Consider the following 13,744-nt stretch of genomic DNA (forward strand, 5'->3'; position numbering starts at 1 on the left):
AGTTCCTGGTTGTATAGACCCTCATCAGGATGAGCTCGTTTCTCTCCACGTCTATCGCTGCGTAGACGTAATAATGCTTTTTATTGGCTTTAACCACAGTCTCGTCTATCGCTACGAGATTTCTTTGCTTTTTCTCAGATGAAATCGGTAATTTCTCTTCAAACTTCTTTATCCAGTTCCAGACAGAGGTTTTTGAAACAGGATGTATCTCTGATAGAATTTTTGCAGTTCTTCTCACCGAGGATGTCTGGATGTATGTTGCTATACCAAGAACTTTAATTTCGAAGGGTACTTTGTTCCTTTCGAATACTTTAGGCTCCTTAACAATTTCCTTTACTGATTGCATATTTTAGTGTTATGTTTTAGATTTATAGGTTTTGGTAATGTGGACATACCCCCCTCTTTCTAGAAAAGCCTTAAATACTTTTTTAATGAACTTTCACAGTGTTGGTCAAGAAACTTGAAGAGCTGCTGGACAAAAAAGTTACAAAAAAGACGGATGCGGCGGTAGTTGTTCCGGTTTTTGATGAGAAATGTCCAAAGCTGGTAATGATAAAGCGCTCAAAGGGGTTGAACAGGAGCGCTGGCCATATTGCATTTCCAGGCGGGATGATTGAGGACGGTGAAAACGAAGTTGAGGCTGCACTGAGAGAGTTTGAGGAGGAGCTTGGAATAAATCCTGATTGTGTGAACGTTCTTGGATTTTTGAGGCCGAGAGAGGTTCACGAGTACAGAATAATGATCTGCCCCGTGGTGGGGATGATCAGAACTCTTGAGTTCGAGCCTGATGGGAGGGAAGTAAGCAGGGTTCTGGTTGACGAGTTGAGAAAGGTTCTGAAGTCTAGAAGGATCACGGATTGGGGGCCAAATTTTGAGTGTGCCGGGCACCTCGTCTGGGGGGCATCAAGCAGAGTGTTGGACGACCTTTACCTGAGGATAGTGAGAAAGTACGGATCTGTGGATGCTTTTTTTGATGCCGTGTAATCTGGGTTTGGAAAGTTTAAAATTAAAGACAAGGAAAAGCAAGTTACAAGAACTCCTCTTCTCTTTCCAGCTTTCTTATAATCTCCATCTGCCTTAAAACCAGCTCCCTCGCCTTTTCCATATCCGGTCTTTCAATGACCTTTCCACCATCAATTACTTTTCTCAGCATAGCCTCTCCATTACCGCTGTACTCTTCTTTGAATAGCTTAACTTCATCTCTGAGCTCATCCCAGTGCCTGTAGACCTGCTTCATTCCTCCCCTCTTGCCTCTCTTTGCCGCAAACCTGCCTTCTCTCTCCACTATATCCAGCGCAAAGTCAATCGGACTCGCACCGCTGATTGCGGTTCCAACGCCAAACGCATCCACGATGTCCCTGAGCTCAAGCACGTCTTTTAAACTCAACCCTCCACTGACAAAAATCCTCACGTTCTGCTTTCCTCTGATGTCAAGCTCCCATCTTACTTCTTCCACAATCTTTCTGAACTTGCCTCTCCTCGATGAAGGGGTGTCGAGTCTGACACCGCTAACATTTTCAACGTTCTCCACTGCCATCACAGCCTCAGTCTTTTCATCGTAGTAAGTGTCCACAAGCATGGTTCTCGGCACCTCTCTGTCAACAACCTCATCAAAGCTCCTCCACGCTTTAACCTGGTCGCCGAAGCAGATGATCAACGCATGCGGCATCGTCCCCATGCTCTTCAGGCCAAGGTACTTCTCCGCAGAGAAGTTGCTTACCCCATCGACTCCTCCGATGTAGGCGGCCCTTTCAATGTATGGAGCAAGGGCGGGATGCATTCTCCTCGTTCCGAAGGAGTACACTTTCTTCTCACCGGCAGCAAGCTTGAACCTGAAGGCCTGTGTGGCAACTGCACTTGCGTAACAGAGGAAACCGAGTAAAGAGGTTTCGTACCTCGCAAAATCCAGATACTTGCCGACGATGGTCATTACGGGCTCGTGAGGGAAGAAGATGCTCCCTTCAGGCATCGCGTAAACATCCACTGGTAATCCCTCAAGAAGGTTGAGAGCATCATCGAGTCCCGCCAAAACTCCCCATCCTGAAGTCGTGACTTCCGCCACCACGGTGGGGTTGATGTTTTTGGCCTTCAGAACTTTCTCCGTCCAGATGAAGTACTTATCCGTCACTAAGCCATTTTTTAAATCTTCCTCGCTTACAATCCTAAACCTCATTTCGAATCACACTCACACGGCTTTTTTCCACACCTTATGCAATAACCGGGATACTTTTTCAGAACTTCCTTTTCAACATCAACATCAAGCAAATTGGCGAGGCTGACAAGCCAGGCCATCACATCGGCAATCTCCTCGCCGACGTTGGTTCCTTTCCTCACAGCTTCAGCAAGCTCGCCAACCTCCTCCACAACCCACAGCATGGTTTTCTCCACGCCCCTCTCTCTATCCCGATTTATGTAAATTTCCGAAATCATCTTCTGGAATTCTGAAATCTTCACAATCTCACCTGAACTCCCCTCTCGGCCAGATACTCCTTTATCTCTCTAATTCCGATTTCCCTGTAGTGGAAGATGCTCGCAGCGAGGCATGCATCTGCCTTACCGTCAACAAACCCCTCGTAGAAGTGCTCCTTCGTTCCCGCTCCGCCTGAAGCTATGACGGGAATGTTAACCTCTTCGCTGATTTTTCTCGTAATGGGTATGTCAAAGCCATCTTTGGTGCCGTCCCTGTTCATGGAAGTTAGCAGAATCTCCCCTGCTCCAAGCTCCTCAACCCTCTTTGCCCACCAAACGGCATCTGTCCCTACAGGCTTCCTCCCCCCGTATATCACAACCTCATACCACGCTTTCGTACCATTTTCAAGTTCCACGAAATACCTGCCCCTACTCAGGTCAAAGTTTCTCCTGCAGTCTATAGCAACTACAATGCACTGACTGCCGAAAACGTCTGCAGCTTCTTTCACAAATTCAGGATTCTTCACGGCAGCGGTGTTGATGGAGACCTTGTCAGCCCCAGCAGACAGAATGCTGTTGATATCCTCAATCGTCTTTATCCCTCCACCAACGGTAAACGGGATAAAAACCTGCTCCGCAGTTCTCTCAATAACATCTATCATCGTCCTCCTGCCTTCTGGTGAGGCTGTAATATCCAGAAAAACGAGTTCATCCGCCCCCTCTTCATCGTATCTCCTTGCCAGCTCCACGGGGTTGCCGGCATCTCTCAGGTTGACGAACTCCACTCCCTTTACAACTCTCGCCCCCTTCTCGTCAAGGGTGACGTCGAGGCACGGGATGATTCTCTTGGCCAGCATCAGTAAGCCACCTCGAAGCTCTCGTAGTTCTTAATCTCCGCTTTTTTAACCTCCACGCCCCTAACAGTGGCAAGTGGAGGTCCGGATTTTACTGCTGAGAGGAATTTATCGAGTGTTAAGTCATCTCCAACAGCGTAAATGTAAACTCTCCCATCCGGGAGGTTTTTAACGTAGCCCTTAATGCCGAGTTCCTTAGCAACTCTGCGGGTGAAGTATCTGAAGCCCACACCCTGCACGTTGCCGCTGACGTAGATTTCAAGGGCAATCATACAACCACATTTTAGCTGCGGTATATAAATTTAAATTCTCGATAATTAATATTTTATTACGAATTGAAACTCTATAAATAGTTTGCCTGCATAGCAATTAACATGAAGAAATTATTGATTTCAGCGGTAGTTGTGGTGGTTCTTATCAGCCTGATCTTCCTTAGCCCACATCAGTCGGAAATTTCGGAAGAGGAGTTGAGGATTAAGTCTTTCGGTTCTGCTGAGGAGTTCAAGGAGTATTTGATGAGAAGTTCTGAGTTCTCTTCCTTCTACACTCTCTCTTATGCTGCAAGGGTTGAAGTTACCGCAGATTCGGGAGCCAAAGCTCTGGAAGAGTCACCGATGTTGCCTGAGAGGTACTCCGAGACCAACGTTCAGGTTAAAGGCATTGACGAGCCGGACATAGTAAAAACTGACGGTGTTAGCATCTACTATTCGCCTTATCCCTGGCTCAGATACCTCGTTTATCCTGGTGGAATACATTATCAGGGAGAAACGATGATTTTCAGGGCTTTCCCTCCTACGAATCTCAGTAAGACGGGAGAAATCTCAGATTCCGGAAACCTTTTGCTGTATGAGAACGTTCTGGTTGTCCTCAGCTACGATAGCATTAATGCCTACAATGTTGAAACGCAGGAAAAAGTCTGGAGTGCAGACATTAACGGAAGCTATGTTGATGCGAGACTTCTCGATGGAAAGCTCTATCTTGTCACGAGAAGTGGTTTGAATTTCGCAGAACCATGTCCGATCAGACCCCTCTCAGTGGACGGAAAGGTGATAGAGGTTACGTGTGGCAGGATTTACCACCCCACAGTACCTGTGACGGTCGACACCACCTACACCGTCATGAAGTTAGATGCCAAAACTGGAGAGGTTGAGAACTCCATCTCTTTCGTTGGCTCATCAGGCCATACAGTTGTTTACATGAGCGAAAATGCCATCTATGTGACCTACAACTCCTTTGCCGATCCAGCAAGACTGACCTACCAGTTCATCTCTGAGAATCCCGACTTAGTTCCTGAGTGGGTGAAGGAGAAAATTGAGAAGCTGATGGACTACGACATAAGCAGCAGGGCGAAGCAGGTTGAGATAATGTACATCCTTGAGCAGCTCAGGGCTTCAATGAATGAGGAAGAGAGACTGAAGTTCGAAAATGAGTACTACAACAGATGGGAGAACTTCACAAAAAAGCATTCTAGGGAGATTGAGAAAACTTACATAGCAAAGTTCTCCGTCCAGCTTGAGGCAGAGGGTATCAACTCAGTCCCTGGAAGACTGCTCAACCAGTTCTCCCTTGATGAGTATGATGGCTATCTGAGAGTGGCAACAACTGTTGGTGGAGACGAAAACGACCTCTACGTGCTTGATGATAACCTCGACATTGTCGGAAAGATACAGGGTTTCGGTCTGGAGGAGAGAATATACTCGGTGAGGTTTGATGGAGATGTTGGCTTCATCGTCACCTTCCGTCAGACTGACCCATTCTTTGTTCTCGATCTGTCCAATCCCGAAAATCCAGAAATCGTCGGAGAGCTGAAGATTCCGGGATTCTCGTCATACCTTCACAGAATCGATGAAAAGACTGTTCTGGGCATAGGCATGGAGGACGGAAACGTCAAAATCTCCCTGTTCGACATATCGGATTTGACCAATCCGGTTGAGAGAGACAGATACATCCTTCAGGAGTACTGGAGTGAAGTTATGAGCAACCATCACGCGTTCCTGCTTGACAAAGAACACGGAGTCTTCTTCCTGCCAGCAGGACAAAACGGCTACGTCTTTTCCTATGGGGATGGTCTAAGGTTGGTTAAAGCGGTAAAGGGCAACGCTGTGAGGGCAATATACATTGACGACTACCTTTACGTTATAGGGCCGGAAGAAATCAAAGTTTACGATGAGAACAGCTGGGAGAGGGTAGCAGAGCTTAAGTTTGATTGATTTCCAATATTTTTACAACCTCATCCCTGTCAGCATCGGTCTTAATGCAGAATCCACAGTAGTGGGTTCTCGAAGCCTCGAATCCGAGCTTTTTAAGCTCCCCGACAACACTTTCGGCAGGTGGGAGGGTTAGAGAATGTATCTTTGCCAATGCTGGAAGGCTGTAGGCCGTAGGGACGTCAACCTCAATTAGAATTTTGTTTAGAAATTCCTTAAGCTTCCCCTCTGCCATCCCAGCAACCCTTTCAACAAAACCTCTGTCCTTGAGCTCCCCCAACCAGATTGGCCCTATTATTCTGAACACTTCACCACATTTGCACCTCTCAGCACCCTCACCGAAGCCAAGCACCTTTTTCCTTAGACATGCACTGCAGTAAGCTAAGAAGCCCATTTTCTCGTATATCCTTGCAGACATTGAGGTGGATCTTCGCACTTTAAAGTGAACCCTGTAGTAGTGCTCCTTAGCCCACGATATGAGGGGCAAAAGGGCTTTCTCGTACTTCGTTGCTTCTCTCACTGCAAAGCCAATCAGCACCCTCAATCCAACTTCATGGTAAACGTCCGTTTTCACGGCAAAGGCGCCGTACTTCTTCAACCCTGAGTTTGTGGCGCTACCACATAAAGCTGCAGTGTCTGTAGCAGTAATACTGAGATACTTTCTCGCTGATAAGCAGGCTGAGTCCATGAATGGTGCGGGAGAACCGAACGGATCCACATCAATGTGCTCAAAGCTCTTCTGCCTCATTACTGCTGCTGCATCACCGTTAATAACATCAGCGCTCAAACCGTTCCTCCTCAGGTTCTCTTTAATGACTTCCACAGCCTTGGGGCTGACGTCGTTAAAAACGGCAACTTTCCCGGCTTCAAGAGCAGCCCTTATCCCCCTGACTCCGCTTGCCGACAAAGCATCGAAGTACTCCTTTGAGTCCAATGCCGCAAAAACAAGCATGTCGAGGTCCCTGCAAAACCTCATCCTCGGATTGTAGAACACTTCATCAACGCTTATCCTTACACTTCCTTCCTGAACCTCCATTTTACCCCTCAAAAATTTCAGTTATTTCTTCAGTCACCTTATCCCTGTTTGCCTCGTCAATAACGTAAACTCTGAACTCCTTCCTGATTCTTTCAAGAAGCCGGTGTTTCGATTTGAGGTGAATGGTGAAAAGAAGGTTCTCTTTATCCAAAAGCCCCTCCACGAACCTCACGAACTTCTCACTCTTCAACTCCATCGGGCCAACCTCGTCAATGATGATTAGATCCGCTTTTGTGTTTACGGACTCCAGAAACCTCTCAAGACCCTCAACGTTTACCGCATACTTACCAACCCTCACACTTCCATCTCCTACTCTGGCAAGCCACTCCTCTTTGCCGGAACTCAGATCAATGAGCTTGAAACCCACTCTTCTTCCATTTTTTCGCAATTCTTTTGTAACAAATCCACCAATGGTCATTCTACCTTTAAGCGACTTGTACACTCTCATACAGAGTGTCGTCTTTCCCACCCCAGGCCTTCCGGTCACCGCAATTCTCACAGCTTGAAATTGACGGATGAGTAAAAGTTTTTATCGTAAATGTTTTTAGCTCAGCCACAGAGCGTGGGGGGTATGAAAGTACTCGTTGCAGAGCCGATCAGTGAGGAGGCCATAGAGTACATGCGGAATAACGGACTAGAGGTTGACGTAAAAACTGGAATGACCAAGGAGCAGCTTCTCCAAGAAATTCCAGAATATGATGCCATTGTCGTTAGAAGTCAGACCAAAGTCGATGCTGAAGTCATCGAGGCTGGTAAGAGACTCAAAATTATCGGCAGGGCTGGAGTAGGTGTGGACAACATAGACATCAACGCTGCAACTCAGAAAGGTGTCGTTGTAGTTAACGCTCCCGGAGGAAACACCATCTCAACCGCAGAGCATGCGATAGCATTAATGCTTGCCGCAGCCAGAAAGATTCCGCAGGCAGACAGGAGCGTAAAGGAGGGGAAGTGGGAGAGGAAGAAGTTCATCGGAGTTGAGCTGAGAGGGAAGACTGCTGGCGTAATAGGCCTTGGGCGAGTTGGTTTTGAGGTGGCAAAGCGCTGCAAGGCTCTTGAGATGAACGTAATTGCCTACGACCCCTTCGTATCAAAGGAGAGGGCGGAGCAGATAGGTGTTAAGCTTGCTGATCTTGAAACGCTCCTTGCTTCATCTGATGTCATCACAGTCCACGTTCCGAGAACGAAGGAGACTATGGGCCTCATTGGAAAAGACCAGTTTGAGAAAATGAAGGATGGCGTAATAGTCGTAAATGCAGCCAGAGGTGGAATTGTTGATGAAAAAGCACTTTATGAAGCAATAAAGGTTGGAAAGGTTGCTGCTGCAGCGCTTGACGTTTATGAGAGAGAACCACCCTCCCCTGATAATCCACTCCTGAAGCTTGAAAATGTAGTCACCACTCCACACATCGCCGCGTCAACAAGAGAAGCACAGCTAAATGTGGGGATGATAATTGCAGAGGACATAGTGAACATGTCAAAAGGTTTGCCAGTGAGAAACGCAGTAAATCTGCCATCAATCGAGCCGGCTGAGTTCGAGTTCATGATGCCCTTCCTGACTTTGGCCGAGAAAATGGGCAAAATTGCGAGTGTCAGGCTGGGAGGGGCTATAAAGAAGGTTAAAATAACATGCAGCGGCAAGATAGCCACCAAAAACACCGAGTTCATTACAAGAGCGCTTTTGAAGGGTCTGTTCGAGCCAATTCTGGGCAACGAAATCAACCTCGTGTCAGCAAAGCCAGTAGCGGTTGAGAGGGGGATTACGATTGAAGAGAGCAAGGTTGAGAGCAGTGAGCACTACGAGAGCCTCGTTGAGGTTTGGGTGGAAAGCAACGGCAGGGAGATGTATCTCGCAGGAACCTGCTTCGGCAATGAGTACAGGATTCTGAAAATTGACGTTTACAATGTCAACTTTGTGCCGAAGGGGCATTACGTTATATCGCTTCACGAGGACAAACCGGGAGTTATAGGGAGAGTTGGAACTCTCTTCGGGAAAAACAACATCAACATCGCAGGGATGATTGTTGGAAGGAGCGGGGACAAGCCTGGAGGAATACAGCTAATGCTACTGCTCGTTGACGATCCTCCAACTCCTGAAGTACTTGAAGAAATGACGAAGCTTGACGGGATTATTGACGCTACTTACGTTGAGCTTTGATAATCTCTTTATTCTTTCTGTTTTTATAAAAATTGAATAGCGAGCTTTAGTAATCCACCTCCCCAATCGCCATCCTGCAAAGTTCACTAACCATTATTGGCTTCAAGTCTTTCGCCTTGACTTTATCTGCAAGAGTAGTGTAGCACATCGGACAGTTGAAAACCACGTATTCGGCTCCACTCTCTACAATATCCCTGATGTTTTTGCTCTGCAACCCCTCTGCCTTCTCTGGCTCGTTTGAAAGGACGAAGGACGCTCCGCAGCAGATCGCCCTATCTCTGTCGTACTCCCTCTCAACTCTTTCAACACCGATTAGCTCAAAAATTCTGTCGAGAGTTCTGTCAGTCTCGGGAATAAGCCTGTTGGAGCAGTTCCTCTGGTATGCAACCTTGATGCCCAGCTCTTTTACCTCCATTTCTTTGAGCCGGGAGTAGAGGAAATCGAAAAGGTGCGTAAAAGAAAATGGCACCTCAATTCCGTAAGCCTCTGCGAAGGATTTGTAGAATGCATAACATTCGTCGTGATAAAGAACGAGCTCCTCAGGTTCAAGCTTCATTATGTTGTTGATCGTCCTCTGGGCCCTTTCCTTAATTACCGATATCATTCCGTAATGAAGGTAGAGCATGTTGCAGAAGATGTGTCTACCCCTGACGACCTCATACCCCTCGAAGAGCTTTCCCTTAACCAAATCCTTCACTTCGGGGAAGAGGCAGATATGAACGAACTTTCCGCCAACCTTTTTTGGAATGAATTCCCCACTGACATCATAACGCTGCAGCAAAGCCATTTTAGTTTCGTCGCTCACTTTCTTCACACCCAAGCCCTCCTGAAGCTCCACCATCCGGTAGAAGGGATGATTTCCGAACTCGCAGTACTCTTCACATCCATAGCAGGTGTAGCACTCCTCCAGGACCTTGCTGTACTCTCCGAGGGCGATCTTCGTTCTCTCCTCCCTTGCTGTGTCAAAGTCGTAGTTGAGGTTGATGCACTTTGTGAGGCAGCTGTAGGTTGGGCAGTTAAGGCAGAGCTCTGGATTAAACCTGAGGTTCATTGCAACCCCCTCCTCGCAGCATCGAGCATTCCTGTGGCAGATGTGTATATGAAGCTCAGAGCAACAGGCTTTTTTCCGAGAACGTTGAACAGCTTCTCGACGTCTTCATCATGCCTTCTCAACCTGTTCACAAACTCCTCAACACTTCCATCAGCTTCTGCAACCTCTTTTGCAATCTCCATCCAGCTCTTTATCTTCTCGTAGGACTTTTTTATAGTCCAGTCACCCTCCACAACGCCATAGTGTGTAAAGGCAACGTAATCGACATTCAGGGACATCAGCCTCTCAAGCGTTTTCAGTGCAGCATCAGCGTCGAAGGGTGGGGGTGTTAGCGGGAAAACGACGCCCTCAAAGTACATCCCCACAGCATCTGCGGGAAACAGAACTCCTGAGTTGGTCAGGTAGTACGCAAGCATGTGCGGAGCATGTCCTGGAGCGTAAAACGCCTTCAGTTTCTCCTCACCAAGCTCAAACTCCTCTCCATCCTCTACAGCAATAACCCTATCCTCTTCCACACTCTCGGGTTTGCCGTAAGTCTCTGCCACCTCTCCCAGAACCGCCTTTGAAGCTTCCCAGAGCCTTTTAGGGTTGATGATGTGCTTAGCACCCCTCGGATGCACAAGGATTTTAGCATCGAGCGCCTTTGCCAGCTTGGCTGCACCACCACCGTGGTCGATGTGGATGTGTGTGGGGCAAATGTACTCAACATTCCAGTTTCTGTCAATCTCCTCCAAGATTATCTCAGCTCCCTTGGCCGTTCCAGGGTCGATGATTGCTGCTTTTGCATCAGCCACGACGTAGGAAGAGATAACTCCCTCCTCCACGTATTTCAGAGTGTCGATGAGGTAAATACTCGGAAGAACCTCTTTCATGAAAAAAGGAAAAATTGGTAATTAAAAAATGTTTCTTTTTTAGATTCCTAGAGCCTTTCTCTTCTCAACGATTACTTTCTCCAGCAGCTCAGCAGCCTTTACCGGGTCGTCTTCAACCAGAACTTTCCCGCCAGTAAGTTTCTCCACATCCTCGGTGTAGAGCTTCACAGCATCTTCACTGCCAGTTATTGGTGGAGCTGGAGAGACGTGGGTTGTAAGGCCGTAAGCAACGGCAAACACGGCATCTATTGTTGCCTTCTGCTCCATGTATTCCGGAGCCGTAACCGCTATCGGAAGCTGCGGAATGTCCACTCCTAATGCGTCAGCTATCAGCCTGACGAGATATGCAGCCCTTCCCGTGTCTGTGCAAGTACCGAAACTCAGCACCGGCGGGATGTTCAATGCCTTGCACACGGCCTTCAGTTTCTCTCCTGCAAGCTCTACGGCTTCCATTGACGTCAGCCCTGCAACCTGCAAGGCAGCATTACCGCAGCCCATCGAAAGGACGAGTATGTCCCTCTTTATCAGCTCCTTCGCAATCGTAACCGTGCTGGTGTCGTGAGGGCCGTTCTTCAGCGTTGTGCAGCTAACAAGGGCTGCTACGCCTTTAATGTCACCTTTCTTGATTGCGTCAAGCAGAACGTTCAGGTCTCCGTTCAGAGCTTTGAGAATCGCCTCTGGAGAGAAACCGACAACTATTTTCTTCTTCTGCTCCACCTTCACAGCTTTGCTCTTGTCCCTCTGCTTGAAGTTCTCTATTGCCATTTCAATCAGCTTCTCCGCAATCTCCTTGGCTTTCTCAGGCTCGTAGTCAAGTCCCTCATCTATCCCCCTGAACCTCACGAGTTTGCTCACAGGTACAATTTTGACGCCGTAGCGCTGGTATTCTGGCAGGGACGGAAGAGCGCAGTTCATATCGGCTGCGAAAACGTCAACGCATCCTGTTGCAAGTGCATACTCCTGCACAATCCAGTTTCCGACAATTCCGGCAAAAACAGGACTGTCAACGCGCTGGATAATTTCCTGACCAGTCTCTATGAATCCAATTATCCTCAGCCCCTTAGCTCCCGCAGCCCTCGCTTTCTCCTGAACCTCTTCCTTCTCAGCGAGCTTGATTAAAGCGATGCCAATGAAGGGCTCATGACCATCGACGGCGATGTTTACATACTCCGGGTCGAGGATTCCAAGGTCAGCGTAGCTCTCGTGCGGCATAGGTGTGCCGAAGAGAATGTCCTGGATTGTTTCAAGAGCTATCTGCGCAGCCATGCATGTTGCAATGCTCATCGCCATGCTTTTCTTGGCCAGAGAAACGTAGTTCGTGTCCACATTTGTCATCGCAGACGCTCCCATAGTCAAAATCTCCTGAAACACACCTGAAGGGAATATTCCAAGCTTCTCCCACAGCTCCTTCCTCTGCTTGGGTGCGAATATTTCTACAAGCTTGCTCTTTTCAATTGAGCTCAGATCGGAAATAACAAAATCTGCAACCTTCTTCGCAAGGTCGTTGACGTCTTCTCCTTCAATTCCGAGTTGTTCTGCAAACCACTTCAGCTTCTCAACGTCCTTAATCTCGTAAATCGTCTTTCCTTCTGCCGTCGCCTTGAGTGTTTTGGCAGCTTCAATTGCGTGGTAGGTGTAAGCTTCAGTTCCGAGCATGTTTTTGTGGGTGAAGTTTCTCACCACCATGCCGGCGGCATCAATTCCACAAGCTCCAGTAGGCTTGTCCTTGCCAATCCTGCAAGGACCCATGCTGCAGAGCTGGCAGCTCAGACCTGCGGTGCAGAAGGGGCATCTACCCTTCTCCTGCGCGTTAAATCTATCCACAATGTTCGTTACACCTTCCTTGCTGACTTTCTCATACATCTTATTTATACTCTCATGCTCACTAACCTTTCCCTCAATCTTCATGAATTTAAATTGTCTTAAGGTTGTATAACTTTATCCCCTAAGATTTTCGTCAGCTTTATTTTCTCGCAGTGAACTAAAAGTGATGCTCGAAGTGCAGATTAAAACCAAGCTTCCCGAAAACTGCGCCCTCGCAACGCTGAACGGAATCATGAAGAGCTGTGTTGTTAGAGTTGAGGGTTTTGCGAGGAAGGAAGAGGTGGTAAAAGGGCTGCTGAAGGTCAAGGGGAAAAGCGCTGACGAAATCCTCAAAAACCTACCTTCTCAATGCGAGGGTGTGCCTGTTTCATCCAAGGAAGCCAAAGTAATGATAAAAGAACACACTTGCCTGTTTGCCATTCCTATCCTCGAATCCGGCTGTGTTATCACAGGTGTTGACGTTAACGACTCTGAGCTTGTCTGGAACATAATATGCGATGATGAGGGCTTTCTCTCCCTGCTCGAAAACCTCGAAGGTGTTGATTTCGAGCTTATTTACAAAGGCAAGCCGACCGGAAAGGATGAGATTACATACAGAGAGGAGGAAATTCTCAAAATAGCTCTTGAAAAAGGATACTTCGATTTTCCGAAGAGAATAAGGCTTGAAGAGCTTGCAAAGTTTTTCGGTATAGCTCCTTCAACACTATCCGAGATTCTGAGAAGGGGGCAGAAGAAGGTGCTGGAAAAGTACTTTAAGAGTAAAGTTTAATTGTGAATGAAAAGTGTTTTATGGTAGAATTTGCAAAAAAGAGTAGGTGGTAGAATGGAGGTTTCATGCAGCCCCAATTTGAAATGCGTCCTTAAATGCGCTCTCAACATCTCATGCCTTGAGATGGACATATATCTTATTCTTCTCAAAAATCCCGGTTTGGATGTAGAAACCATATCGAAAGAGCTTGAAAAGGATGAGAGCACGGTTTATAAAGCTCTTAGGAATTTGATGGACAGAGGGCTGGTAAGAAGAGAGTACAGGATTCTGAAGGGTGGTGGATACAAGTATCTATACTATCCTAGGGACTTTGAGGAGTTCAAGAAAATCGCGAGGGAGGCAATGGAAGAGTGGTTCAAGAATTTTGACATGATGATCAGGGATATAGAGAGGGTTGAGAAGGAAGAATTTGCATCTATCGCTGTTGTTCGCTGATTTTGTATTAAAAAAGCAGATTTTGAATTAGAGTGAATCCCCCACCCGGAGTCCATGAAAATAGACTATACACCTAAAAAATTTAAAAAATCAAACTTTATCTCCTCCGTTCGCCATCGTTTTGGCGTAGTC

Annotated in this window: 14 protein-coding genes and 1 pseudogene; 5 read left to right on the forward strand and 10 right to left on the reverse strand. The window is 47.2% G+C overall.

All coding sequences use genetic code 11. The annotated features are described in order from the left end of the window. Window positions 1–346, reverse strand: a pseudogene (locus H0Z19_RS09630) (IS6 family transposase); the annotation flags it as partial. A gap of 98 nt (window positions 347–444) precedes the next feature. Between H0Z19_RS09630 and H0Z19_RS09635 the strand changes: the two are divergent. After that, entirely contained in the window at window positions 445–984 is a 540-nt protein-coding gene (locus tag H0Z19_RS09635) for a CoA pyrophosphatase (RefSeq protein WP_290726129.1), read from the forward strand. Window positions 985–1,027: 43 nt separating this feature from the next. On the opposite strand, the gene H0Z19_RS09640 is transcribed toward H0Z19_RS09635, so the two are convergent. Genes H0Z19_RS09640 through H0Z19_RS09655 form a run of 4 tightly spaced genes read right to left on the reverse strand, consistent with a single transcriptional unit; the run spans window position 1,028 to window position 3,535 of the window. Then, on the reverse strand, window positions 1,028–2,173 hold the full coding sequence (locus tag H0Z19_RS09640) for a nicotinate phosphoribosyltransferase (RefSeq protein ID WP_290726131.1): 1,146 nt from the start codon (window positions 2,171–2,173) through the stop codon (window positions 1,028–1,030). After that, on the reverse strand, window positions 2,170–2,454 hold the full coding sequence (locus H0Z19_RS09645) for a MazG nucleotide pyrophosphohydrolase domain-containing protein (RefSeq protein WP_290726133.1): 285 nt from the start codon (window positions 2,452–2,454) through the stop codon (window positions 2,170–2,172). Before H0Z19_RS09645 ends, H0Z19_RS09640 begins: the two co-directional genes overlap by 4 nt. After that, window positions 2,451–3,266 (reverse strand): imidazole glycerol phosphate synthase subunit HisF, encoded by an 816-nt coding sequence (gene hisF, locus H0Z19_RS09650; RefSeq protein ID WP_290726135.1) that lies wholly within the window; start codon window positions 3,264–3,266, stop codon window positions 2,451–2,453. Before hisF ends, H0Z19_RS09645 begins: the two co-directional genes overlap by 4 nt. Next, entirely contained in the window at window positions 3,266–3,535 is a 270-nt protein-coding gene (locus H0Z19_RS09655) for an acylphosphatase (RefSeq protein WP_290726137.1), read from the reverse strand. The genes hisF and H0Z19_RS09655 overlap by 1 nt, the downstream gene beginning before the upstream one ends. Before the next feature lie 102 nt (window positions 3,536–3,637). Between H0Z19_RS09655 and H0Z19_RS09660 the strand changes: the two genes are divergently transcribed. Next, entirely contained in the window at window positions 3,638–5,473 is a 1,836-nt protein-coding gene (locus H0Z19_RS09660; RefSeq protein ID WP_290726139.1) for a beta-propeller domain-containing protein, read from the forward strand. Here H0Z19_RS09660 and H0Z19_RS09665 read toward each other — a convergent pair. Further along, window positions 5,460–6,506 (reverse strand): tRNA (guanine(10)-N(2))-dimethyltransferase, encoded by a 1,047-nt coding sequence (locus H0Z19_RS09665; protein WP_290726141.1) that lies wholly within the window; start codon window positions 6,504–6,506, stop codon window positions 5,460–5,462. The genes H0Z19_RS09660 and H0Z19_RS09665 overlap by 14 nt on opposite strands. A gap of 1 nt (window position 6,507) precedes the next feature. Further along, entirely contained in the window at window positions 6,508–7,005 is a 498-nt protein-coding gene (locus H0Z19_RS09670; protein ID WP_290726143.1) for an NTPase, read from the reverse strand. Window positions 7,006–7,077: 72 nt separating this feature from the next. On the opposite strand from H0Z19_RS09670, the gene serA reads away from it, so the two are divergent. Then, complete coding sequence (gene serA, locus H0Z19_RS09675) at window positions 7,078–8,661, forward strand: phosphoglycerate dehydrogenase (protein WP_290726145.1); 1,584 nt, start codon at window positions 7,078–7,080, stop codon at window positions 8,659–8,661. 46 nt (window positions 8,662–8,707) lie between these two features. Here the strand turns inward: serA and H0Z19_RS09680 are convergent, their stop codons facing one another. Genes H0Z19_RS09680 through cooS form a run of 3 tightly spaced genes read right to left on the reverse strand, consistent with a single transcriptional unit; the run spans window position 8,708 to window position 12,492 of the window. Beyond that, the gene (locus tag H0Z19_RS09680) at window positions 8,708–9,712 is read right to left on the reverse strand and encodes a (Fe-S)-binding protein (RefSeq protein WP_290726147.1); all 1,005 of its coding nucleotides are present in this window, start codon (window positions 9,710–9,712) and stop codon (window positions 8,708–8,710) included. Then, the gene (locus H0Z19_RS09685) at window positions 9,709–10,584 is read right to left on the reverse strand and encodes an MBL fold metallo-hydrolase (protein WP_290726149.1); all 876 of its coding nucleotides are present in this window, start codon (window positions 10,582–10,584) and stop codon (window positions 9,709–9,711) included. The genes H0Z19_RS09680 and H0Z19_RS09685 overlap by 4 nt, the downstream gene beginning before the upstream one ends. Before the next feature lie 39 nt (window positions 10,585–10,623). After that, complete coding sequence (gene cooS / locus H0Z19_RS09690; RefSeq protein ID WP_290726152.1) at window positions 10,624–12,492, reverse strand: anaerobic carbon-monoxide dehydrogenase catalytic subunit; 1,869 nt, start codon at window positions 12,490–12,492, stop codon at window positions 10,624–10,626. 82 nt (window positions 12,493–12,574) lie between these two features. On the opposite strand from cooS, the gene H0Z19_RS09695 reads away from it, so the two are divergent. Together H0Z19_RS09695 and H0Z19_RS09700 are read left to right on the forward strand one after the other, a co-directional pair. After that, the gene (locus H0Z19_RS09695) at window positions 12,575–13,177 is read left to right on the forward strand and encodes a helix-turn-helix domain-containing protein (protein WP_290726154.1); all 603 of its coding nucleotides are present in this window, start codon (window positions 12,575–12,577) and stop codon (window positions 13,175–13,177) included. Window positions 13,178–13,231: 54 nt separating this feature from the next. Beyond that, on the forward strand, window positions 13,232–13,612 hold the full coding sequence (locus tag H0Z19_RS09700; protein WP_290726156.1) for a helix-turn-helix domain-containing protein: 381 nt from the start codon (window positions 13,232–13,234) through the stop codon (window positions 13,610–13,612). The last annotated feature ends 132 nt before the right edge of the window (window positions 13,613–13,744 follow it).

Source organism: Archaeoglobus sp., from assembly GCF_017656475.1.
GTDB lineage: Archaea > Halobacteriota > Archaeoglobi > Archaeoglobales > Archaeoglobaceae > Archaeoglobus.

What these genes read in the sequence shown, in the direction of transcription:
- H0Z19_RS09640 (WP_290726131.1), bottom strand. Translation starts at nt 2,173, where the DNA reads ATGAGGTTTAGGATTGTAAGCGAGGAAGATTTAAAAAATGGCTTAGTG.
- hisF (WP_290726135.1), bottom strand. Translation starts at nt 3,266, where the DNA reads ATGCTGGCCAAGAGAATCATCCCGTGCCTCGACGTCACCCTTGACGAG.
- H0Z19_RS09655 (WP_290726137.1), bottom strand. Translation starts at nt 3,535, where the DNA reads ATGATTGCCCTTGAAATCTACGTCAGCGGCAACGTGCAGGGTGTGGGC.
- H0Z19_RS09660 (WP_290726139.1), top strand. Translation starts at nt 3,638, where the DNA reads ATGAAGAAATTATTGATTTCAGCGGTAGTTGTGGTGGTTCTTATCAGC.
- H0Z19_RS09665 (WP_290726141.1), bottom strand. Translation starts at nt 6,506, where the DNA reads ATGGAGGTTCAGGAAGGAAGTGTAAGGATAAGCGTTGATGAAGTGTTC.
- serA (WP_290726145.1), top strand. Translation starts at nt 7,078, where the DNA reads ATGAAAGTACTCGTTGCAGAGCCGATCAGTGAGGAGGCCATAGAGTAC.
- H0Z19_RS09680 (WP_290726147.1), bottom strand. Translation starts at nt 9,712, where the DNA reads ATGAACCTCAGGTTTAATCCAGAGCTCTGCCTTAACTGCCCAACCTAC.
- H0Z19_RS09685 (WP_290726149.1), bottom strand. Translation starts at nt 10,584, where the DNA reads ATGAAAGAGGTTCTTCCGAGTATTTACCTCATCGACACTCTGAAATAC.
- cooS (WP_290726152.1), bottom strand. Translation starts at nt 12,492, where the DNA reads ATGAAGATTGAGGGAAAGGTTAGTGAGCATGAGAGTATAAATAAGATG.
- H0Z19_RS09695 (WP_290726154.1), top strand. Translation starts at nt 12,575, where the DNA reads ATGCTCGAAGTGCAGATTAAAACCAAGCTTCCCGAAAACTGCGCCCTC.
- H0Z19_RS09700 (WP_290726156.1), top strand. Translation starts at nt 13,232, where the DNA reads ATGGAGGTTTCATGCAGCCCCAATTTGAAATGCGTCCTTAAATGCGCT.